This window comes from Kribbella sp. NBC_00359, assembly GCF_036097425.1.
GTDB lineage: Bacteria > Actinomycetota > Actinomycetes > Propionibacteriales > Kribbellaceae > Kribbella.
The window spans coordinates 8927474-8948565 of the sequence record NZ_CP107975.1 but is presented as its reverse complement, the minus strand read 5'-3'; the positions used below and the strand labels follow the sequence as shown (position 1 = coordinate 8948565).

The following is a 21092-nucleotide window of genomic DNA, read 5'->3' as shown; positions in this document are numbered from 1 at the left end:
CCGGCGCCTCGCTGACCACGCTAGGAACGCCCGACGCCCGATCCGTGGTACCGCGGACTGATTTGCCGGACGGCCGTCGTACCGCGGTACTACGAGCGGGCCTCGCTGGAGCTGACCGAGTCGGCGAGGAAGTCCGAGATGACGCGGAGCTCGGCCACGGAGCGGGAGGCCAGGACGGACTGCATGCGCTCGCCCTGCTCGGCGTACAGGGGGACCAGCTTGTCCTGGATCGCCTGCACCGACGGCGTGACGACGACCTTGCGGCGGTCGGCCGGGTCGGGTTCGCGGGTGACGAAGCCGTGGGATTCCAGGCGGTCGATCACGCCGGTGATCGTGCCGGAGGTGAGGCCGGTGTGCTCGGCGAGCTGTCGCGGCGTGAGCGGGCCGTAGGTCTGCAGCAGCGTCATGAACTGTGAGTCGCTGGCGCCCAGTCCCACCTTCGCGGAGACCGCGTGGTTGTAGAGGATCACGCCGGCGATGAACCGGATCATCCGCTGCTGGATCTCGCCGGCGAGCTCGTCTCGGGAACTGGTCATGGTCCACCTCAGCATAGGGCTTGCATTTATCTCGGATCTCCAAGATACTCGGATCACCGAGATATTTGAAGATCCGAGATAAAGGGGACGGCGATGAAGGTACTGGTGATCGGTGGCGGGACCGGCGGACTGGCGTTGGCGCACGGCCTGAAGCGGGCCGGGATCGGCGTGACCGTGTTCGAACGGGACGCGCTGCGCACGGACGGCCTGCACGGCTACCGGGTCGGCATCGACCCCGATGGCAGCCGGGCGCTGCATGCGCTGCTGCCGACGGAGCTCTACGACACGTTCGTGGCGACGAAGGCTCGCGACCCGAAGTACTTCAACATGCTCACCGAGGACCTCAAGGAGGTTCTCTCGATGGACCTTCCGGAGTCGACGGACCCGGTCGAGAGTGAGAAGTCGATCAGCCGGATGACGCTGCGCCAGGTACTGCTGACCGGTCTCGACGACGTGGTCGAGTTCGGCAAGGAGTTCACCCGCTTCGAGCAGCACGGCGACCAGGTCACGGCGTACTTCGCCGACGGTACGCACGCCACCGGCGATCTGCTGGTCGCCGCCGACGGCTCGGGTTCCCGGGTTCGGCGTCAGTATCTGCCGCAGGCGAAGACCGAGGAGACCGGCATCATCGCGATCGCCGGGAAGCTCCCGATCACGGAGGAGAGCGCGAAGCTCGTGTCGCCCAAGGTGTTCGAGGGGATCTCGATCGTCACCGCACCGCGTGGGCTCGCCTGCATCCTGCACGTGATGGAGTTCCAGTGGGACCGCGATGGCAACCCCAAGCACGGGATCGGCGGCAACACCGAGGAGCTGATCCGGCAGTGGCCGGGACTGCAGTTCGACAACACCCGCGACTACATCAACTGGGGGCTGTCGGCAACGAGAGACAAGCTGCCGGCGAACATCATGAACATGCGCGGCCAGGATCTGATCGACACCGCTCTCAAGGTCACGCCGGGCTGGCACCCGAACCTGCGCCGCCTGTTCGCGCTGACCGATCCCGGCACCTGCTTCCCCGTGAACATCTGGACGTCGGTCCCGGTCGAGCCCTGGGAGTCGACGACTGTGACCCTGCTCGGTGACGCGATCCACACCATGACGCCGGGTCGTGGCGTCGGGGCCAACACCGCGCTGCGCGACGCGGTGAACCTGTGCCGGACGCTGATCGAGGTGCGCGACGGGCGGCAGGAACTGATCCCGGCCGTGCACGAGTACGAGGCGAAGATGATCGAGTACGGCTTCGACGCGGTGCTCAAGTCGCGGGCTCAGATGACGTCCGACGACCCGGTCCACAAGCCCGTGATCGGGCGGCTGGCGCTGGCCGGGATGCGGACCGCTATGCGCACGGTCAACCACCTGCCACCGGTCAAGCGGCGGATGCGCGACTCGATGATGGCCTACCGCGGCGCCGACCGGGACGAGTTGACGCTGGAGATTACCCCGGCGGGGTCAGGGCAGTGACCATCCGGCCGGGGCCGGATGGCAGGCCGTCGGTCAGCGCTGGCCGATGTGCTCCGACACGGAGTCGAACACGCGGCCCACGGCGGCGAAGTCCTCTGGGGTGGCGAGGTCGACGAGGTTCTCCCGAACGCCTTCGACGTGGTACGGCGCCGCTTGCTCGAGCAGCTCGAGTCCGGACTCGGTCAGCTCGGCCCACACACCCCGCTTGTCGCTCGTGCACGACGTACGGCGGACCAGGTCGGCGGCCTCGAGCCGGCCGACGGTGTGGGTCAGCCGCGAGCGGCTCTGGTGCAGCCGGTCGGCCAGATCGGCCATCCGGAGCCGCCGGTCGGGCGCCTCGGAGAGCCGGACCAGGATCTCGTAGTCATTGATACCGATGCCGAACCGGCGCAGGTCGTCGTCCAGCTTGGCCATCAGGCGTGCGGTTCCGAGCAGGTACGCACGCCACGCCACCTGCTGTTCGGCGTCCAACCACCGGGTCTGAGTCGTCATCGTCACGGGAACAGTGTACCGGGAATGTAGTTGACTTTTAAACCGTTGAAGCCTACTGTCGTGGTCAGAGGTTGAAAATTGAACTTTCAGTCCCCGGCTGCGTCGCCCCCGACCAGTAGGAACACTTTTCCCGAGAGGAACCCATGAGCGAGACCGCCATCACCGGCACGACCCCGACCAGCACCATCCCCGGCCTGGTCGCCGGTACATATGTGATCGACACCGCGCACAGCGAGATCGGCTTCACCGTACGTCACCTGATGACCAAGGTCCGCGGCACCTTCCAGGAGTACGCCGGCGAGATCATCGTCAAGGACTCCCTCGAGGAGTCGACCGCGAACGTCGCCGTCGAGCTGGCCTCCGTCCACACGCGCAGCGAGCAGCGCGACGGGCACCTGCGCTCCGGTGACTTCTTCGACGCCGAGAACAGCCCGAAGATGACCTTCGTCAGCACCGCCTTCAAGCCGGAGGGCGACGACTACGTCCTGGCCGGCGAGCTGACCATCAAGAACGTGACCAAGAGCATCGAGCTCGCGGTCGAGTTCCTCGGTGTCGACCAGAACGCCTACGGCCAGACCATCATCGGCTTCGAGGCCTCCACCTCGATCAGCCGCAAGGACTGGGGCATCGACTTCAACGTGCCGCTCGAGGGTGGCAAGCTGCTGATCGGTGACAAGGTGGACATCCACCTCGACGTCCAGGCTGCCCTCCAGGCCTGACGCCAATACGCGAAAGACCCCGCACCAGGTGGTGCGGGGTCTTTGCTATGCCTGCACCATCCGGTGGGCGAGGTCGGCGTACAGCTTGCCCAGGGCCTCCGGGTCGCCGCGGTGCGGCGTGTACCACCGGGCCACGTCGATCGAGAGCGAGAGTACGGCGAGAGTGGTGCCGGGCAGGTCGGAGACGGCGAAGGAGCCGTTGCGTACGCCGTCGGCCAGCACCTGCTCGATCTGGGTGGAGATGGCTCGGCGGATCGTCGCCACCTCGGCCAGATGCTCCGCGGTGAGCGCGGCAAGCTCGTACTGCACGACTCGCGCGATCGTGTGGTGCCGGGCGTGCCAGGCCGTGAACGCCGAGACGAGAGTGCGCAGCCGGTCCGCGGGAGTCGGACCGATGTTGGCCGAGCGCAGTACGTCGAGCGCCGCGTTGTGGCCGTACAGGCTGATCTCGAAGAGCAGGCGCTCCTTGGACGAATAGTGCACGTAGAGCGCGGCCGGGCTCATCCCCGCGCGGGACGCGATGTCGCGGGTGGTGGTGGCCTGGAAGCCGCGCTCGGCGAACGCGTCGACGGCGCCGGTGAGCAGCCGGCGGGCGGCGGCCGGCTGGACGTGCTCCCAAACCAGGGGACTGGTGACTGCGGACACGTTGACACCATGCACCGAAAGCGTGAAGCTAAGCAAGCGCTTAGCGAAGCGATAAATGCAACACAGCGCCAGTGATCTGACGTCTCGGGAGGCCGCATGGAGCGCGTCATCTTCAACGAGGACCACCACGCTTTCCGGGCCATCGCGAAGGAGTACTGCGACCGCTCGCTCGTGCCGCGGATGGAGCAGTTCCTCGACGAGAAGACGATTGACCGGGCCGCCTGGCTGGAGGCCGGCAAGCAGGGCTTCCTCGGCCTCGACGTGCCGGAGGAGTACGGCGGTTCGAGCGTCGGCGACTACCGGTTCAACGCGGTGTTCGCCGAGGAGGTCTCGAAGGTCTCCGCGTCGCTGTCCAGTTGCTTCGGCATCCACTTCGACTGTGCCGCGCCGTACCTGGTGGACCTGGGCACCGAGGAGCAGAAGCAGCGCTGGCTGCCCAAGTTCTGCTCCGGTGAGTACGTCGCCGCGATCGGGATGACCGAGCCTTCCGGCGGGTCGGACCTGGCCGCGCTGAAGACGAGTGCGAAGAAGACCGAGGGCGGCTGGGTGCTGAACGGGTCCAAGACCTTCATCACCAACGGCGACATGGCCGACCTCGTCATCGTCGCCGCGCGCACCGATCCCGCCAAGGGCGCGAAGGGCATCACACTGTTCGTGATCGAGGAAGGCATGGAGGGCTTCGCCCGCGGCCGCAAGCTGGACAAGGTCGGCCAGAGCGAGTCGGGTACGTCGGAACTGTTCTTCGAGGACGTGTTCGTCAGTGATGACAACGTGCTCGGCGAGGTGGACCGCGGTTTCATCCACATGATGGAGCGGCTGGCGCAGGAGCGGGTCGGCGCCGCGGTGTCGAACATCGCGCAGGCGACCCAGATCCTGGCCGAGACGATCGACTACGTGAAGCAGCGCAAGGCGTTCGGCCAGGCGGTCGGCTCGTTCCAGTACAACAAGTTCGTGATCGCCGAGCTGGTCACGAAGGCCGAGGTCACCCAGGCGTACGTCGACAACGCGATCGTCGCGCACGACGAGGACCGGCTGACCGCGGTCGACGCGGCGAAGGCCAAGTGGTGGAGCGCCCAGGTGCAGAACGAGATCCTGGACGCGTGTGTCCAGCTGCACGGCGGCTACGGGTACATGAACGAGTACCGGGTGGCGCGTGCGTGGCGGGACGCCCGGGTGACGAAGATCTGGGCCGGCTCGAACGAGATCATGAAGGAACTCATCGGCCGCGACCTCGGCCTCTGAAAGGGAATTCGAGATGCCTGAAGCAGTCATCGTGTCCACGGCCCGCTCGCCGATCGGCCGCGCGTACAAGGGGTCGCTGACCACGATCCGGCCGGACGACCTCGCCGTACAGATGATCGAGGCGGCGGTCGGCAAGGTCGGCCTGACCGGCGACCAGATCGAGGACCTCGCGCTGGGGTGCGCGGAGCCGCACGACGAGCACGGTGGCAACATGGCTCGCCGGGTCGCGGTGCAGCTCGGCTGGGACAACACGCCGGCGACGACGGTCAACCGGTTCTGCGCGTCGTCGACGCAGACCGCGCGGATGGCCTTCCACGCGATCAAGTCCGGCGAGGGTGACATCTTCGTCAGCGCCGGGGTCGAGTGTGTGTCCCGGTACAAGAACTTCGGCTCCGCCGGGGTCGGCGACCCGACTTCGTTCAACCCGGTCTTCACCGACGCGGTGCAGCGGACCGAGAAGTACGCCGAGACCAACGACACCTGGCACGACCCGCGCGCGGACGGCCAGATCCCCGACATCTACATCGCGATGGGCCAGACCGCGGAGAACGTGGCCACGCTGAGGGGCATCAGCCGGGCCGAGCAGGACGTGTTCGGCGTCCGCTCGCAGAACCTGGCCGAGAAGGCGATCGGCAACGGCTTCTTCGAGCGCGAGATCGTTCCCGTGACGTTGCCGGACGGCACTGTGATCAGCAAGGACGACGGCCCCCGGCCGGGGACGACGCTCGAAGGTGTGAGCGGTCTCAAGCCGGTGTTCCGCCCGGACGGGACGGTCACGGCCGGCAACTGCTGCCCGCTGAACGACGGTGCCGCGGCGGTCGTGATCATGAGCGACACCAAGGCGCGCGAGCTCGGCCTCACCCCACTGGCCCGGATCGTGTCGACAGGCGTGAGTGGTCTGTCGCCGGAGATCATGGGCCTCGGTCCGGTCGAGGCGTCGAAGCAGGCTTTGGCCCGGGCCGGCATGAGCATGAACGACATCGACCTGGTCGAGATCAACGAGGCCTTCGCAGTCCAGGTGATCGGGTCCGCGCGCGAGCTCGGCATCGAAGAGGACAAGCTGAACGTGCACGGCGGCGCGATCGCGCTCGGGCACCCGTTCGGTTCGACCGGCGCGCGGATCATGACCACGCTGGTGAACGGGCTGCAGTTCGAGGACAAGCAGTTCGGGCTCGAGACGATGTGCGTCGGCGGCGGGCAGGGTATGGCGATCGTGCTCGAGCGCCTGAGCTGATGGGTCTGGAGAACCGTACGGCGATCGTCACCGGAGCGTCCCGGGGGATCGGGCTGGCGATCGCGCAGCGCCTGGTCGCGGACGGCGCCCGCGTGGTCATCACGGGCCGGACCCGGGAGACGCTCGACCAGGCGGTCGAGTCCCTCGGTGGCCGTGAGCACGCGCTGGGCGTGGCCGGCAACGCCGCCGATCCGACGCATCGTGGTGCGGTGGTGGCCGCGGCGGTGGCGACGTACGGGTCGGTGGATCTGCTGGTGAACGGCACCGGCATCAACCCGATCTACGGCAAGCTGCTCGACGTCGACGTGACGGTCGCGACCAAGATGGTCGACACGAACGTGCTCGCCGCGATCGCGTGGGTGAAGGCCTGCCGGGACGCGTGGATGCGTGAGCACGGTGGCGCCGTGGTGAACCTGTCTTCGGTGGCCGGCCTCGCGCCGTCACCCGGCATCGGCTGGTACGGCGCGACCAAGGCGATGCTGTCCCGGGTGACGGCGGAGCTGGCGGTCGAGCTGGCTCCGGAGATCCGGGTCAACGCGGTGGCTCCCGCGGTGGTGAAGACCAAGTTCGCCGGATCGCTCTACGAAGGGCGTGAGGACAAGGTCGCGTCGACGTACCCGCTGCGGCGGTTGGGCCGGCCGGAGGACGTCGCCTCGCTGGTGTGGTTCCTGCTGTCCGACGAGGCGTCGTGGATCACCGGACAGACCATCACGATCGACGGCGGCCTCACCCTGAACGGCGGGATCGTCTAGGGCTGACGTCCCTCCCAGGCGGCCAGCCGGTCGTACGGCGACGCATCGTCGGCAACCGGTACGACGGAGCCGAACGGGACATGTCCGCCACGCGGCTCGGCCGGGATCGCCCGTTGGACCAGCGGCAGGCAGTAGACGGCGAGTGAGTCGTCCAGCAGGTCGGTGCGGTGGGTGGCCTTGGCGAGATCCCAGGAATGGGTGGTGAGCTCGCCGGTGTAGGCGCCGATCGCGGCGGCTCCGGGCATCGTTCCCCACGGCAGTGTGCAGATCTGCGTCAGTACGGCGTCGTTCGCCAGCGTGGCGTCGAGCGTCGTACGGCGTTCCTTCCAGGCGGCCGGGACGTCGTCCACACCGGTCGTGACCGTTGGGAGGTCCAACGGGTTTCCGCCGGTGAGGCCGAGATCGATCCGGCCGATCACGGTGATCAAGTGGCCGAGCAGGGTGCGTACGTCGTACTCCGGGCACGGGGTCGGCAGATGCAGTTCGTCGGCGCCGACGGTGTCGATCATCGCCTGGGTCTGGTCCAGGGCGAGGACGAGCATCGGACGAGGGTCGTTCACGAGGTTGTTCATGGAGACAGCCTCGCGGGGTATATACGACATCTTCTGTCGCATATTGTGGAGATTGTGCGAGCGGACCGGTTGTTGCAGATCATCCTGTTGCTGCAGCGGCATGCGCGGCTGAGTGCGCGGGAACTGGCCGAGCGGCTGGAGGTGTCGACGCGGACGGTCCTGCGCGACATGGAGGCGCTGTCGGCGGCCGGCGTACCGGTCTACAGCGAGCGCGGGCGCAACGGGGGCTGTGTGCTGCTGCCGGGGTATCGGGCCGACGTGAGTGGGCTGACGCCGCGCGAGGCGCAGGCGTTGTTCGCGTGGTCGGGGCGGGCCGCGCTGTCGGAGGAGTTGGGGCTGCGGGATGCGCTGCAGTCCGCGATGGGCAAGCTGTCGTCGACGTTGCCGCTCGCACTGCAGGACGACGCGGATGCGTTGTCGGGTGCGATCGTGGTGGATCGGCGGCGGTGGTTCGCGGAGGCCGAGGATCACGGTGCGCTGCCGGTGCTGCGGCAGGCGGTGGTGGCGCAGCGCCGGGTGCGACTGCGTTATGCGTCGGCGAGTGCGGGGCTACAGCGTCGTACCGTCGATCCGTGGGGGCTGGTCGAGCAGGCCGGCCGGTGGTATCTCGTCGCGGCGCATCGCGGGACGGCGCGGATGTACCGGGTCTCGCGGGTAGAGCAGGTCGATGTGCTGGAGGCGCCCGCCGTACGGCCTGACGGACTGGACGTCCGCGCGGAGTGGGACCGGCTGCGGTCCGGACTCGAGCAGAACATGCCGGTCGGGGTCGACGTGCTGGTCCGGGTGCGACCGGAGCGGGTCGAGCAGGTACGGGGGATCGCCACACCGATGCTGGCCAAGGGGTCTGTCGCCCGGGACGTGCCGGCGGATGATGAGTGGCCGCATCTCCGCCTGCATTTCCGGGTCCAGGAGGCCGCGTGTGGTGTATTGCTCGGCTTCGCGGGCGATGTTGAAGTGCTGGATCCGGTCGACCTACGGTCCAGGATGTTGCGGCTTGCCGAGGCCGCTGTGGCCGTCTACAGCTGACGCTTGGCCTCGAACGTCTGGCGGAGGAGGACGCGGCCGTCGTCCGCCTGGTCCTCGTTGCGCCAGTGGAAGCTGGTCTCGGTGATGCCGGCGAACGCCCAGCGGGTGTTGGCGGTCTGGGACGTGAGGGTGATGGAGTCGCCGTCGGCCTGCGCGATGAAAGGCATGACGAACGCGGCCTTCGGGCCCAGCCAGGTGGAGCGGAGGGCGTTCAGCTCGGGGTCGTGGATGCGGATCGACAGGCCCCACTCTCCGTCGCCGTCGGTGCCACGGGCGGCGCGGCTCGGGGTGATCCAGATGTCGGCGACCGCCCGGCCGTCGAGGGCCCAGGCGAAGTGCCACTCACCCTTGGTCTGCCGCGTGACGTTGCCGTCGTCGTCGTACCAGGCGACGTCGAGGTCCCAGCTGCCGATCAGTGGGGCGAAGGGCTGGAACGCTTCGGCGTACTCGGGACGAGGTCCGTCGGAGACCATCAGATCGGCCAGAACGCGTGCGGCGGAGGCGCCGTCGGTAACCTGCATACTGGCTATTTACTCCTGACGTCGGCGGCGCGTCAAGAGAAATGCGGACGCCCCGCCACCGGTGACCCCGTCGTGTCCCAGCACGATGGCACTTCCGGTGGGCGGGGCGATCAGTCCGACAGCACCGGGTAACTGTAGTGCCAGTCGACCGCACAGCAGAATCACAAGACGCGCGCAGCCGTTGCGATCACGTTGCTGTTCTTAATGCATGGCGTGTGGCAGGCGTCGTGGCTAGGGTCCCGGCATGACGACAGGGGTGGTGATCCGGTCGGCCGTCGGCGATGACGCCGACGCGATCGCGGCGGTACGCCGGGCGGTCTACTCGTACAAGGTGATGTCGCCGGCGGCGACCCGGCACATGCTCACTGTGGAGGCGCCGGGGGAGCGGTTCCTCCCGCTGGTCGCGGAGTCCGACGGCGAAGTGGTCGCCTGGGGATCGGCCGGCCTGAACGTATGGACCAGCGAACCGGGCGAGAGTTATGTGACCATCTACGTGCATCCCAACCATCGCACGCAGGGTATCGGCACCGCGCTCGCCGACCGGCTGCATCAGCACCTGACCGAGGTCGGCGCGATCCGTGTGCGGACGTTCGTGCACCCGGACGGTCTCGAGTTCGCCCGCAAGCTCGGGTACGACGGGACGCGGCAGATGCACTACTCCGGAGTCGACGTGCGGTCGCTACCCGAGCAGCCTGCGACCCCGGAGGGCATCGAGCTCGTGACGCTGGACCAGGTCGACCCGCGGCAGGCGCACACCGCCGACTCGATCGCCTCGCTGGATGAGCCGAGCGACTCGCCGATCGACTCGATCGACTACGAGCGATGGCTCGAAGAGGTCTGGCAGAGTCCCGCGGTGGACAAGGCGCTGAGCGTCGCCGCGATGGTGGGCGACGAGGTGGTGTGCTTCACCGTGGTCGAGACCGACGCCGACCGGGCCTGGTCGGGGATGACCGGCACGATCCCGGCGTACCGGGGCCGCGGGCTGGCCAAGCTGGTCAAGTCCGTCGCCCTCCGCCGGGCCGCCGCGGCCGGCATCACCGCGGCGTACACGTCGAACGACGACGAGAACGGCCCGATGCTTGCCGTCAACAACTGGTTGGGCTACCGGCGGGTGCAGACGGAGTTCGGTCTCCTGCGCACGCTGGCCGGCTAGATGACGACCGTCGGGTTCGACCGCGTCCAGCACCTGGTCCGCGTGCCGGTGGCGGTGGGTGGGGACGAGTACAGGTTCCTGGTCGACACCGGGATCGGGATCACCGTGGTGTCGTCGGCGCTCGCGGCGCGGTCCGGCGCGCGGCCCATCGACGAGACGTTCACCGGCCGGCGGATGTCCGGTCAGTCCGTCGAGACACCGTTGGTGCGGCTGCCGACGCTCGCGTTCGGCGACTACACCGTCGACGCGCACGTCGCGGGGGTCGCCGACCTTGGCGACATCGACGGTCCGCACGGATTCGCGGGGATCCTCGGTCCGGCGTTCTTCGAGCAGCACGTGGTCACCACCGACCCGGTTGCCTCGACCCTGACCGTCGGCCCTCGGGCGGCCTTCGCCGTCGACGGGTACGAGATTCCGCTCGAGATCCGGCGGGAGTCGGTGTCGGTGGATCCCTTCGTCCAGCTGGTGTTGCCGAGTGGGCGCGAGATCTCCGCCGAGGTGGATACCGGGTCGGACGGTCTCATCCTCGACACGCGCTACGCGTCCGACTGCGGGGTCGAGCTCGACAGCCCGGACGTGACGACGCGGACCGGTACGGACGAGACCGGCTATGTATGGACCCGGCACTGGCTGCCGCGCCGGAGACCGCGCAGCAGGCGCCGCGGGTGCAGTTCCAGGACATCATCCACGACGGGCTGGTGGGCGCGGACTACCTTGAGCGCTACCGCCTGTCCTTCGATGTCTCCGGTGCCCGGATGATCCTCGCGCCGCGGCTCTGAGACGGAGCTGTAATCGGTCTGCACCTGAATGCGCGCTATGTTCCGGAGGACTCGTTGAAGGAGTTCGCAAGGAGATCGCATGGAGATCAGGGCGGCCGAGACGGGGGACGTCGAAGGCGCGATCGCGTTGCACGACGCGTTGGCGCCGTACCTGGTGGTCACGCGGGGCGCGGTGACGCGCAGGCTGGCGTCGCCCGCCGTCGCGGGCAACGGAACGTTCGCCGCGGTGGATGCCGGTGAAGTGGTCGGGTGGGCGACGACCGAACTGATCGCCGGGTCGGACCCGCTGGACGGACAGTTGCGGTTGCTGGTCCGGCCGGACCACCGGGGCCGGGGCATCGGTGCGAAGTTGCTGGAGGCAACGCACGAGGATCTGCGGTCGGCCGGCGCGACCAGCGCGCGGGTGTTCGCCGATCCGGCCGCGGTGGAGTGGGCGGCGCGGCGCGGCTACCGCCAGACCCGGCAGGTGCACTACGCGGGCATCGACCCCCGCAAGGCGCCGGACGTGCCCGGGCTCCCGACCGGCGTGGAACTGATCCCGCTGACCGACGTCGATCCGCGGCAGTTGTACGAGGCCGATCAAGTTGCCCAGCGCACCAAACCCGGCGACGCGAACATCACCTCACGCCCGTACGACGACTGGCTCGCCGCGATCTGGCGGTCGCCGGACATGGTGCTCGACCTGAGCGTGGCCGCGCTGTACCAGGACCAGTTGGTCGCGTTCACGCTCGGCCACGGCGATCGGACCCGGATCTGGTCCAAGATGACCGCGACGATGCCGCCGTACCGCGGCCGCGGTCTGGCCAAGCTGGTCAAGTCCGCCGCCCTGCACCGCGCCGCCGCCGCGGGAGTGCGAGGCGCCTACACGGCCAACTACGACGGCAACGCGCCGATGATCGCCGTCAACGAGTGGCTCGGCTACGACCGCGTCACCACCCACGCCGTCCTGATCTGCCTCCTCTAAGGGACGAGCAGTACGACGGTCTCCGCGACGCAGGCGGGTTTGGTGGAGTTCTCGAGCTCGATCACCCAGTTGAGCGAGACCTGGACGCCGGCGGGCGTCTCGACGGCGTTGGCGATCGAGGCGCCGGCGCGGACCCGGGTGCCGACCGGGACGGGAGCCGGGAAGCGGACCTTGTTGACGCCGTAGTTGAGCTTGGCGGTGACGCCGTCGATGGAGAACAGTTCGTCACCGAAGCGCGCGATCAGGCTCAGCGTGAGGTAACCGTGCGCGATCGTCCCGCCGTACGGGCCCTCCGACGCGCGCTCGACGTCGACGTGGATCCACTGGTGGTCACCGGTCGCGTCGGCGAACGTGTTCACCTGCTCCTGGGTGATCTCCAGCCACTCGGTCTCACCCAGGTGGGTGCCGACCGCGTGCACGACCTCGTCGATGCCGTTGAACGACTGCGCCATCCGTCTGCCCTCAGTTCCGGGGTCCGCCGGCGACGTACAGGACCTGACCGGAGACGAAGCCGGCCTCTTCGCTGCAGAAGAACGACGCCGCCGCGGCGATATCCTCCGGCTTGCCGGTCCGGTTCACCGGGATGGTGGCGGCGGTGGCCTTCTTGAACTCCTCGAAGTCGACCCCGACCCGGGCCGCGGTGGCCGCGGTCATGTCGGTCTCGATGAAGCCGGGGGCGATCGCGTTCGCGGTGACGCCGAACTTGCCCAGCTCGATCGCCAGCGTCTTGGCCAGCCCTTGCAATCCGGCCTTCGCGGACGCGTAGTTCGCCTGGCCGCGGTTGCCGAGCGCCGAGGTCGAGGACAGGAAGACCATCCGGCCGTAGCCCGCCTCGACCATGTGCGCCTGGCAGGCCTTCGACATCAGGAAGCTGCCGCGCAGGTGTACGGACATGACCGTGTCCCAGTCGTCCTCGGACATCTTGAACAGCAGGTTGTCGCGCAGCACGCCGGCGTTGTTGACCAGGATCGTCGGCGCGCCCAGCTCGGCGACCACCCGGTCGACCGCGGCGCTGACCTGGTCGGACTTGCTGACGTCGCAGCCGACCGCGATGGCCTGGCCGCCGGCCTCGGTGATCGCCTTCACGGTCCCGGCGCAGGCGCCCTCGTCGAGGTCCAGCACGGCAACCGCGTTCCCGTCCTGAGCGAGCCGCTGCGCCACGGCAGCGCCGATTCCCCGGGCCGCCCCGGTCACGATCGCCACCCGCTGCTCGCTCATACCTCCACCTCGCTTCGCTCGGCTCCGGTATGACCGAGCGGCTCGGCTCTCCTGATTGTTCGCTCGCTGCGCTCGCTCACGTGCCCCGCTCCTTCGGTCAGTGCTGCTGCCGGGGATGACATTACCCACGCTCCGTCACGCCGGGAGTACCCAGGATGCGATGATCGCCGTGTGGATCATCACAACCGCCATGTCTATTACTGCCCATTGCGGTGGGGTGACCAGGACGCGCTCGGCCACGTGAACAACGGCCGGTTCGTCGACTACCTGCAGGACGCGCGGGTCGACTTCCTGTTCCGGACTGCCAAGGAGCTCGGCGCGGACGACCTGGAGACGGGTCTGCTGGTGGCCCGGCACGAGGTGCAGTACCGGACGCCGCTGTACTTCCGGCCGGAGCCGGTCCGGATCGAGCTGTGGATCAGCGAGATCAGGGCCGCGTCGTTCACCGTGGACTACGAGATCCTCGACGCCGACCCCGATCGTCGTACCTATGTCGAGGCGCGGACCAAGCTGGTTCCCTTCGACTTCGCCGCCAACCGCCTCCGCCGGATCAGCCCGGTCGAACGCGAGGCCCTGTCGAAGCTGGTGGGCGCATGATGTTCACGCACCCGGTGCTGGTTCGGTGGTCGGACATCGACTCCTATGACCACGTCAACAACGTCCGGTACTTCGACTATCTGCAGGAGGCCCGGATCGCGTTCCTGTCCGAGGTCCTCGAGACCACGGGGGACCTGTTCGCCGAGCACCCGTGTGTGCTGGCCAGCCAGACAGTGGACTATCTGCGCCCGATCCTGCTGAGGCATCCGCCGTACGACGTGGACGTGTGGATCGACTCCGTCGGTACGACGTCGTACACGCTCGGCTCCCGGATCGTGGACCGCGGTGGTGAGACCGAGGACATCTATGCCAAGGCGGTGTCGGTCATCGTCACCGTGGACGCCGAGACGCGCGCCAAGCGACCGCTCGCGGACACCGAACGGGCAGCCCTCCTCAAGCACGTTGCCAGCACTTGAGAGACTGGTACCGACATGAGTGAGCAACTGAGCTTCTACGACGCCGTCGGTGGGGCCGAGACGTTCCACAAACTGGTGGCGGCTTTCTACCGCGGCGTGGCCGACGACCCGGAACTGCGCGCGCTGTACCCGGAGGAGGACCTCGGTCCGGCCGAAGTGCGCTTCCGGATGTTCCTGGAGCAGTACTGGGGCGGCCCCAAAACGTACTCCGAGCAGCGCGGACACCCCCGGCTGCGGATGCGGCACGCCCCGTTCGCCGTCACGCCGAGCGCCCGGGACCGCTGGCTCGGCCACATGCGTGCCGCGCTGGACGAGATCGCCCTCACGCCGGATCAGGACGAACAGATCTGGAAGTACATGGTGATGGCGGCGCACAGCATGGTGAACACCGACGAACCGCAGTACCCGGGCGCGATCGACGTGTCCGGCCGCTGAACCTCTCGCGAAGGAGACAACACGAGCATGGCAACCACGCGTACGGCCAAGGCCCACTGGGAAGGCTCGCTGATGGAGGGCGCCGGCCAGGTCGCCCTGGAGTCGTCCGGCGTCGGCACCTACGACGTGACCTGGGCCTCCCGGGCGAACGACGCGAACGGCAAGACCAGCCCGGAAGAGCTGATCGCCGCCGCGCACTCGACCTGCTTCTCGATGGCGCTGTCGCACGCGCTCGCCGGTGCCGGCAACGCGCCGGAGGCGATCGACACCCAGGCCGACGTGACCTTCCAGCCGGGTGAGGGCATCACCGGCATCAAGCTGTCCGTCAACGGCAAGGTCCCCGGAATCACGGCCGACGAGTTCGCCGAGTTCGCCGAGGGCGCGAAGAAGAACTGCCCGGTCTCCCAGGCGCTGGCCGCCGTCCCGATCACCCTGGACGTCACCTTCACCGCCTGAACCTGACCGCTTCACACCGCGTCCGGCGAGCCCAGTGGGTTCGCCGGACGCTGTCGTTCCTGTCGGTGGAGCCGGTCAGACTGCTCCCATGCCCGACGCCGCCTTGCTCGACAACCACCTCGCGTTCCTGGCCGCCCATCGCGGTGAGGTACGCCGCTCTGCCGCCGGGATCGAGGTGGTCGGGGAGTCGGCCGAGTTCTCGGCGTGGATCCCGCTCTCCCCGTCAGCGGAGCTCCCGGCCGGTACGGCGACGGTCCGGTTGGTGCCGTGGAGCGGCGAGGGCTGGGAGGAGCGGCTGACCGCGGCGGGCTTCGAGCCGGCCGAGGTGCTCGTGCACATGAAAGCGCCCGTGGAGCCGACCGCTGACGCGTCACTTGCCGCGCAGGTGGTGGCGGCGATCGTGACGGACGAGGACGCGGCGGGGTTTGCCGAGGTGCAGAGTGCGGCGTTTCTCGACGAGGACGAGCCGGACTACGACTGGTGGCGGAAGAAGTTCCTGGAGTTGGCGGTGCGGAACTACCCGGCGCCGGATCAGTCGCTCTACCTGCTCCGGGTCGACGGGGACCCGGCCTCGGTGACGCTGGTGCTGCGGACCGGCGACGTCTTCGGGGTCTACGCGGTCGCGACGAAGCCGGCGTACCGAGGGCGCGGGCTTGCCTCAGCGCTGCTCGCGCAAGCGAGGCGGGATGCCACTCGAGCCGCAGGTAGCGAAGGCGCGCCGCGGCTCACGTTGCAGGTGGTGGAGGGGTCGGACGCCGAGCGGCTCTATCTCAAGCTTGGGTTTCGTGCGGCGTTCCGGTCGCCGCACTTTCGTCGTCCCTGATCTCCTCGGCCTTCTCGGTGGCGCTGCCGACGCCCGAGGACGCGCTGCTGTCCGGGTCGCGGGTGGCGAGGTTGCCGACCCGGACGACCTCGCCGTTGCGGACGTACCAGGTGGTGCCGTCCTCGCCGCGGAGCGTCGTGATCCGCAGGCCGACCTCCACCACGACCCCGGTCGCCTTCTCCATGTCGATCAGGTCGCCGACGCCGTACTGGTCCTCGAAGATCATGAACACGCCGGCCAGGAAGTCCTTCACCAGCGTCTGCGCGCCGAAGCCGAGCACCACGCCGATGATGCTCGCCGACGCGACCACCGGCACGACGTTGAAGCCGAGCTCGGCCAGCACCATCACCACCAGGACGGCGGACAGCACGATCGTCACGGTGCTGCAGAGCAGCGAGGCGATCGTCTCGGCCCGCTGGGTTCTGCGCTCGTTGGCCAGCGTGTTCTCGACGAACCCCTGGCCGATCTTGGACTTGGACAGCACGCCGGCAACGGCGCCGTTCCCGGTCCGGCGGGCGAACTTGCGGATCACCTTGTGCAGGACCCACCGGAGCACGAGGAAGCCGATGATCAGCCCGGCGATCCGGGCCGGGACGACGATGATCTGGTCGGTCACCTCCAGCTTGCCGTCGTTACCCATCCGGAAGAACGTCGGAAAGGTCGCGGGCAGTGAAAACAGGGGGTGACTGACTGCGGACGTAAGGTAGCTGGTCAAATAAGGCATCTCGCCGCCCGATCTTAGTGAAGGAAGGCAAGGGAGACGATCGCATGCCCAGCCGGCTGGATGACGAGCTGTCCAGGCTCGTGAGCGCGGGCGTGCTCCGCCAGTACCAGGCCGACTCGCTCCGCGACGCCGCTGACGCGGAGATCGACGCAGCGCTGTCGGACCCCGGGCGGCCGCGGCCGCAGCCCACGCCCAGTGAGCCGCCGGCCAAGCCGCGGACACCACCGACGGCGACGCACTCGAACGCCCTGATCGAGGTGCTCGGCTACATCGGCGGTGCGCTGCTCCTCGGCGCGGTCGCGCTGCTCACCCTCGCCAACTGGGGCGAGATGGGGCGTGCCGCGCGGATTTCCACCGGCACCAGTGCCGCCGTCATCCTGCTCGGGGCAGCCGTCGTCCTCGCGCTGCTGCGGCGCCGTGAGCAGGTGAGCTCGGCGCTTGCGTCCCTGGGTTGCTGTGTGGCCGGCTTCGCCACGTACGTCGCGATCGAAGGAGAGACCGGGCGCGTCGCCGGGGTGGCGGTCGCGCTCGCGCTGGCCGGGGTCGGGCTGTGGTGGCTGTCCGGCTCTTCGTTGCTGGTGGCAACTTTCGGCATCCTCGGAGTGGGTGTGCTGGTAATCACGTCGGACGTCCTCTCTCCGGACGCGGGCTCGGCGGTCAACAGCGCGGGCATCGCCGGGACCGGTTTCATCCTGGTGGCGTTCGTGCTCGCGATGCTCGGCCTGGTCCGGGACCAGGTGACCGCGTGGTCGCTGGCCGGCGCCGCGATGTTCAGCTCGTCGATCTGCTGGCTGATCCAGGAGCGCGGCGAGATCATGGCCCTGGCCGTCGGTACGGCGGGACCCGCGGCCCTCCTGGTCGCGTACGGTCGCCGGCGCCATTCGGCGTACGCGGTGGTCGCGTGCTCGATCCTGCTGGTCATCTGGCCGACGGCGCTCTACCAGCTGACCGACGACATGGCCGGCGTGGCCATCGGCCTGGTCGTCGCCAGTGGCGTGCTGCTGCTCGCCGTACTGATGCTGAGTCGACGCCGCTCGAACGAGTAATACGGCGCGCTGCGTTACGCGTTGGCGCTGTTGATACGGCAGACTCGCTGGGGTGACTGCTCCTACTCCGGCCCTTGTCGAGCTAGCGGTTGCCCATGGCGTGGCGACGGAGTACTGGAACTGGCGGGGCGAGCATGTGGTCGTCTCCAGCGAGGTGGTGTCCGCAGTACTCGCGGCGCTCGGTGTGGACGCGTCCACACCGGACAAGGCCGCCGATGCGCTGGCGGAGCACCAGCAGACCCGCTGGCGCCGTACGTTGCCTGCCACTGTGGTGATGCGCGAGGGCTGGACGCCGTGGTTCGCCGTACACCTGCCGCACGGGTCCACCGCCGAGGTCTGGGTGGATCTGGAGGACGGCGGGCAGCGGCGTGACATCCCGCAGCAGGAGCACTGGGTCGAGCCGGAGTGGGTCGACGGCGTACAGGTCGGTGAGGCGACGTTCCAGCTGCCGGGCGACCTGCCGCTCGGCTATCACCGGTTGTGCGCGCGGATAGGCAGCAGTCCGGAGATCTCGGTCAGCACGCTGATCGTGACGCCGCGCAAGCTGCACCCTGAGAAGCTGCACCGCACCTGGGGGTGGGTGCTGCAGCTCTACTCGGTCCGCTCCCGCCGGTCGTGGGGCATCGGCGATCTGCACGACCTCGCCGACCTGGCTGCCTGGTCTGCCCATGATCTTGGCGCCGGCTTCGTCCTGGTGAACCCACTGCATGCTGCGGAGACCGCGGGCCGGATGGAGCCCTCGCCGTACCTCCCGGCCTCACGGCGCTTCAGCAACCCCATCTACCTGCGCATCGAGGACATCGACGAGTACGGCGACCTCGCGCCGGCGGAGCGGGATCGGGTCCGGGCCCTCAGCCTGCAGGCGCGCGCACTGAGCGAGGACTGGACCGCACTGGACCGGGACACCGTCTGGGCCGCCAAGCGCGAGGCACTGCAGTTGCTGTTCGGGGTGCGACCGTCGATCGGCCGGATTGCGGAGTACGGCGCCTACTGCGACCGCGAGGGCCAGGGGCTGATCGACTTCGCCACTTGGGCCGCGATCTCCGACGTCCACGGCCCGGAGTGGAGCAAGTGGCCCGAGGAACTGCGGGATCCGATGTCCTCCGCGGTTGTTGCCTTCCGCAACGAGAATCCGGACGCGGTGGAGTTCCACTGCTGGCTGCAGTGGCAGCTGGACGAACAGCTCGCCCGCACCCAGGCCCGGGCGAAGGCGGCCGGCATGTCGCTCGGCGTCGTCCACGACCTCGCGGTCGGCGTCCACCCGGACGGTGCGGACGCATGGGCCTTGCAGAACGTGCTGGCGCCCGGAATCCACGTCGGTGCGCCGCCGGACGCGTTCAACCAGCAGGGTCAGGACTGGTCGCAGCCGCCATGGCGGCCGAATGCGCTGGCCGAGACCGGGTACGCCGCTTGGCGGGATCTGGTCCAGGCAGTCATGCGGCACGGCGGTGGGCTCCGGATCGACCACATCCTCGGCATGTTCCGGCTCTGGTGGGTGACGTCGCCGGAGCGGCCGACCGAGGGTACCTACGTCCGTTACGACCACGAGGCGCTCGTTGGCATCCTCGTGCTCGAGGCCACGCGGGCCGGCGTGACAGTAGTGGGTGAGGACCTGGGCACGGTCGAGCCATGGGTGCGGGACTACCTGACCGAGCGCGGCATCCTCGGCACGTCGGTGCTGTGGTTCGAGCGCGATGCGCAGAGCCGTCCGCTGGCGCCGGAGCGCTGGCGCGAACTCTGCCTGGCCACCGTCACCACGCACGACCTGCCGCCGACCGCCGGCTACCTCGCGGGCGACCACGTCGAGCTACGCAACCAGCTCGGCCTGCTCACCCGGCCGGTCGCCGAGGAACTCGCGGTGGACGAGGCCGAGCGCGACTCGTGGCTCAACGCGTTGCGGGAGCGGCACCTGCTCAGCAACACCGACGGCGACGTGGAGCGCATCGTCGAGTCCCTGCATCAGTACGTCGCTCACACGCCCGCGAAGCTGGTCGGTGTGGCACTCACGGATGCCGTGGGGGAGCGTCGTACGCAGAACCAGCCGGGGACCACCGACGAGTATCCGAACTGGCGGATCCCGCTCGGCGGACCGGACGGCCAGCCGGTGCTGATCGAGGACCTGCCGAACAACCACCGCCTACGCCGGCTGATCGGCGCACTCAACATCTAGCTGTAATGACCAGCAGGGTTGTTGACGCGGGTGATGGGTGGTTGGCCGCCGAGTGAGGTGTGGTTGCGGTGGTGGTTGTAGGTGTGGAGCCAGGTGGGTAGGGCCTCGGCGCGGTGCTGGTTGCTGATGTAGGGCTGGCGTAGGCCCATTCGTCGAGCAGGGTGCGGTTGAAGCGTTCTGCTTTGCCATTGGTTTGGGGTCGGTAGCGGCGGGTGAAGCGGGCCTGGGCGCCGAGGTCGGCCAGGGCTTGCTGCCAGGCGCGGCCGCGGCGGTAGGCCAGGGCGTTGTCGGTCATCACGCGTTCGATCCGGGTGATGCCGAGGTCGGCGAAGTATTCTGCGGCGCGGTGCAGGAAGCCGGCGCAGGTGGTGGTCTTCTCGTCTGGGTGGATTTCGGCGTAGGCGATGCGGGTGTGGTCGTCGACGGCGCAGTGCACGTAGTCGAACCCGACCCGTGGGGCGTTGCGGGCCCGGCGGTGTTCGGGACTGTCGTGGCCCAGGACCCGCCAGCCGCCGCCGTCGCGGAGTCGGCCAAGCTTCTTCACATCCACATGCAGGAGTTCGCCGGGAGTGTCGCGTTCGTAGCGGCGAATGCGTTCGCCGGTGGGCCGGTCCAGCCAGGCGAGCCGGTGCAGGCCGTGCCTGGTCAAGACCGCGTGCACGGTCGAGGCTGGGACGCCGAGCAAGGGCGCCAGCCGGCGGGGTCCGAGTTTGCGTTCGACGCGTAGCCGGCAGATTCGCTGCTCCACCTCGTGCGGTGTCTTGTGGGGCAACCGGTACGCCGTGCTGGGCCGGTCTCGCAGACCTGCATCACCCTCGGTTCGCCACCGGGTCAGCCACTTGTAACCGGTGGCCCGCGAACACCCGAGCTCCTTTACCACATGAGCCACCGGACGGCCCTGGACCACAACACGCTCGATCAGCAACCTGCGGCCATACAAAGTCAGCCGGGCATTACGGTGGAACACGAGACCTCCGGTTGTGCGGTGTGGGCGTCAGCAACTCACACCCAGCCGGAGGTCCCTCCACATCTCAAGCAGCCACGCCGTCAACAACCCTCATGGTCACTACATCTAGCTGCTCGCTGCCGGGCCTTCTATCAGTGTTCGGAT

General features: G+C 68.5%; 24 protein-coding genes and 1 pseudogene. 16 read left to right on the top strand and 9 right to left on the bottom strand.

Going from position 1 to position 21092, the window contains the following annotated elements; all coding sequences use genetic code 11:
- Positions 1–89: 89 nt before the first annotated feature.
- Positions 90–536, bottom strand: coding sequence for a MarR family winged helix-turn-helix transcriptional regulator (locus OG876_RS43230; protein ID WP_328522549.1), 447 nt, complete (start codon positions 534–536; stop codon positions 90–92).
- 93 nt (positions 537–629) lie between these two features.
- Here OG876_RS43230 and OG876_RS43225 point away from each other — a divergent pair, with 93 nt between their 5' ends.
- Complete coding sequence (locus OG876_RS43225) at positions 630–1997, top strand: FAD-dependent oxidoreductase (RefSeq protein WP_328522548.1); 1368 nt, start codon at positions 630–632, stop codon at positions 1995–1997.
- A 33-nt stretch (positions 1998–2030) separates the two neighbouring features.
- On the opposite strand, the gene OG876_RS43220 is transcribed toward OG876_RS43225, so the two are convergent.
- Entirely contained in the window at positions 2031–2489 is a 459-nt protein-coding gene (locus tag OG876_RS43220; protein ID WP_328527033.1) for a MarR family winged helix-turn-helix transcriptional regulator, read from the bottom strand.
- 143 nt (positions 2490–2632) lie between these two features.
- Between OG876_RS43220 and OG876_RS43215 the strand changes: the two genes are divergently transcribed.
- Positions 2633–3208: a YceI family protein gene (locus OG876_RS43215; protein WP_328522547.1), complete on the top strand. Its 576-nt coding sequence runs from the start codon at positions 2633–2635 to the stop codon at positions 3206–3208.
- A gap of 45 nt (positions 3209–3253) precedes the next feature.
- Here OG876_RS43215 and OG876_RS43210 read toward each other — a convergent pair whose 3' ends face one another.
- Entirely contained in the window at positions 3254–3853 is a 600-nt protein-coding gene (locus tag OG876_RS43210) for a TetR/AcrR family transcriptional regulator (protein WP_328522546.1), read from the bottom strand.
- A gap of 96 nt (positions 3854–3949) precedes the next feature.
- Here OG876_RS43210 and OG876_RS43205 point away from each other — a divergent pair, with 96 nt between their 5' ends.
- Genes OG876_RS43205 through OG876_RS43195 form a run of 3 tightly spaced genes read left to right on the top strand, consistent with a single transcriptional unit; the run spans position 3950 to position 7081 of the window.
- A complete protein-coding gene (locus OG876_RS43205; protein WP_328522545.1) occupies positions 3950–5095 on the top strand; it encodes an acyl-CoA dehydrogenase family protein in 1146 nt (381 codons plus the stop codon).
- A 13-nt stretch (positions 5096–5108) separates the two neighbouring features.
- Complete coding sequence (locus OG876_RS43200) at positions 5109–6329, top strand: acetyl-CoA C-acetyltransferase (protein ID WP_328522544.1); 1221 nt, start codon at positions 5109–5111, stop codon at positions 6327–6329.
- Positions 6329–7081: an SDR family oxidoreductase gene (locus tag OG876_RS43195; protein ID WP_328522543.1), complete on the top strand. Its 753-nt coding sequence runs from the start codon at positions 6329–6331 to the stop codon at positions 7079–7081. Before OG876_RS43200 ends, OG876_RS43195 begins: the two co-directional genes overlap by 1 nt.
- On the opposite strand, the gene OG876_RS43190 is transcribed toward OG876_RS43195, so the two are convergent.
- On the bottom strand, positions 7078–7653 hold the full coding sequence (locus tag OG876_RS43190; RefSeq protein WP_328522542.1) for a TIGR03086 family metal-binding protein: 576 nt from the start codon (positions 7651–7653) through the stop codon (positions 7078–7080). The two genes, OG876_RS43195 and OG876_RS43190, sit on opposite strands and share 4 nt — an antisense overlap.
- Positions 7654–7707: 54 nt before the next feature.
- Between OG876_RS43190 and OG876_RS43185 the strand changes: the two genes are divergently transcribed.
- Positions 7708–8679 carry a helix-turn-helix transcriptional regulator gene (locus OG876_RS43185; RefSeq protein ID WP_328522541.1) on the top strand — a complete coding sequence of 324 codons (972 nt, stop codon included), beginning with the start codon at positions 7708–7710 and terminating at the stop codon, positions 8677–8679.
- On the opposite strand, the gene OG876_RS43180 is transcribed toward OG876_RS43185, so the two are convergent.
- On the bottom strand, positions 8670–9200 hold the full coding sequence (locus OG876_RS43180) for a hypothetical protein (protein WP_328522540.1): 531 nt from the start codon (positions 9198–9200) through the stop codon (positions 8670–8672). The genes OG876_RS43185 and OG876_RS43180 overlap by 10 nt on opposite strands.
- A 244-nt stretch (positions 9201–9444) precedes the next feature.
- On the opposite strand from OG876_RS43180, the gene OG876_RS43175 reads away from it, so the two are divergent.
- The 3 genes from OG876_RS43175 (at position 9445) to OG876_RS43165 (ending at position 12096) form a co-directional block, all read left to right on the top strand.
- Positions 9445–10353 carry a GNAT family N-acetyltransferase gene (locus OG876_RS43175; protein ID WP_328522539.1) on the top strand — a complete coding sequence of 303 codons (909 nt, stop codon included), beginning with the start codon at positions 9445–9447 and terminating at the stop codon, positions 10351–10353.
- A complete protein-coding gene (locus OG876_RS43170) occupies positions 10354–11112 on the top strand; it encodes a retropepsin-like aspartic protease (protein ID WP_328522538.1) in 759 nt (252 codons plus the stop codon).
- Between the two features lie 99 nt (positions 11113–11211).
- Complete coding sequence (locus tag OG876_RS43165) at positions 11212–12096, top strand: GNAT family N-acetyltransferase (protein ID WP_328522537.1); 885 nt, start codon at positions 11212–11214, stop codon at positions 12094–12096.
- Here OG876_RS43165 and OG876_RS43160 read toward each other — a convergent pair.
- Both OG876_RS43160 and fabG read right to left on the bottom strand, forming a co-directional pair.
- Positions 12093–12548, bottom strand: a complete 456-nt coding sequence (locus OG876_RS43160; protein ID WP_328522536.1) for a MaoC family dehydratase — start codon at positions 12546–12548, stop codon at positions 12093–12095. The genes OG876_RS43165 and OG876_RS43160 overlap by 4 nt on opposite strands.
- 10 nt (positions 12549–12558) lie before the next feature.
- On the bottom strand, positions 12559–13314 hold the full coding sequence (gene fabG / locus OG876_RS43155) for a 3-oxoacyl-ACP reductase FabG (protein WP_328522535.1): 756 nt from the start codon (positions 13312–13314) through the stop codon (positions 12559–12561).
- Positions 13315–13485: 171 nt separating this feature from the next.
- Between fabG and OG876_RS43150 the strand changes: the two genes are divergently transcribed.
- The 5 genes from OG876_RS43150 (at position 13486) to OG876_RS43130 (ending at position 16041) form a co-directional block, all read left to right on the top strand.
- Positions 13486–13911: an acyl-CoA thioesterase gene (locus OG876_RS43150; protein WP_328522534.1), complete on the top strand. Its 426-nt coding sequence runs from the start codon at positions 13486–13488 to the stop codon at positions 13909–13911.
- Positions 13908–14327: an acyl-CoA thioesterase gene (locus tag OG876_RS43145; RefSeq protein ID WP_328522533.1), complete on the top strand. Its 420-nt coding sequence runs from the start codon at positions 13908–13910 to the stop codon at positions 14325–14327. The genes OG876_RS43150 and OG876_RS43145 overlap by 4 nt, the downstream gene beginning before the upstream one ends.
- A gap of 15 nt (positions 14328–14342) precedes the next feature.
- Entirely contained in the window at positions 14343–14762 is a 420-nt protein-coding gene (locus OG876_RS43140) for a globin (RefSeq protein ID WP_328522532.1), read from the top strand.
- A gap of 27 nt (positions 14763–14789) precedes the next feature.
- Entirely contained in the window at positions 14790–15218 is a 429-nt protein-coding gene (locus tag OG876_RS43135; RefSeq protein ID WP_328522531.1) for an OsmC family protein, read from the top strand.
- Between the two features lie 88 nt (positions 15219–15306).
- Positions 15307–16041 (top strand): GNAT family N-acetyltransferase, encoded by a 735-nt coding sequence (locus OG876_RS43130; RefSeq protein ID WP_328522530.1) that lies wholly within the window; start codon positions 15307–15309, stop codon positions 16039–16041.
- Here OG876_RS43130 and OG876_RS43125 read toward each other — a convergent pair.
- Complete coding sequence (locus OG876_RS43125) at positions 15989–16681, bottom strand: mechanosensitive ion channel family protein (RefSeq protein WP_328522529.1); 693 nt, start codon at positions 16679–16681, stop codon at positions 15989–15991. The two genes, OG876_RS43130 and OG876_RS43125, sit on opposite strands and share 53 nt — an antisense overlap.
- 128 nt (positions 16682–16809) lie before the next feature.
- Here OG876_RS43125 and OG876_RS43120 point away from each other — a divergent pair, with 128 nt between their 5' ends.
- Positions 16810–17811, top strand: a complete 1002-nt coding sequence (locus tag OG876_RS43120) for a hypothetical protein (protein ID WP_328522528.1) — start codon at positions 16810–16812, stop codon at positions 17809–17811.
- A gap of 52 nt (positions 17812–17863) precedes the next feature.
- Positions 17864–19981 carry a 4-alpha-glucanotransferase gene (gene malQ, locus OG876_RS43115; protein WP_328522527.1) on the top strand — a complete coding sequence of 706 codons (2118 nt, stop codon included), beginning with the start codon at positions 17864–17866 and terminating at the stop codon, positions 19979–19981.
- Here malQ and OG876_RS43110 read toward each other — a convergent pair.
- Positions 19978–20948 (bottom strand): annotated as a pseudogene (locus tag OG876_RS43110) (IS481 family transposase). The gene malQ and the pseudogene OG876_RS43110 overlap by 4 nt on opposite strands.
- Between the last annotated feature and the right edge of the window lie 144 nt (positions 20949–21092).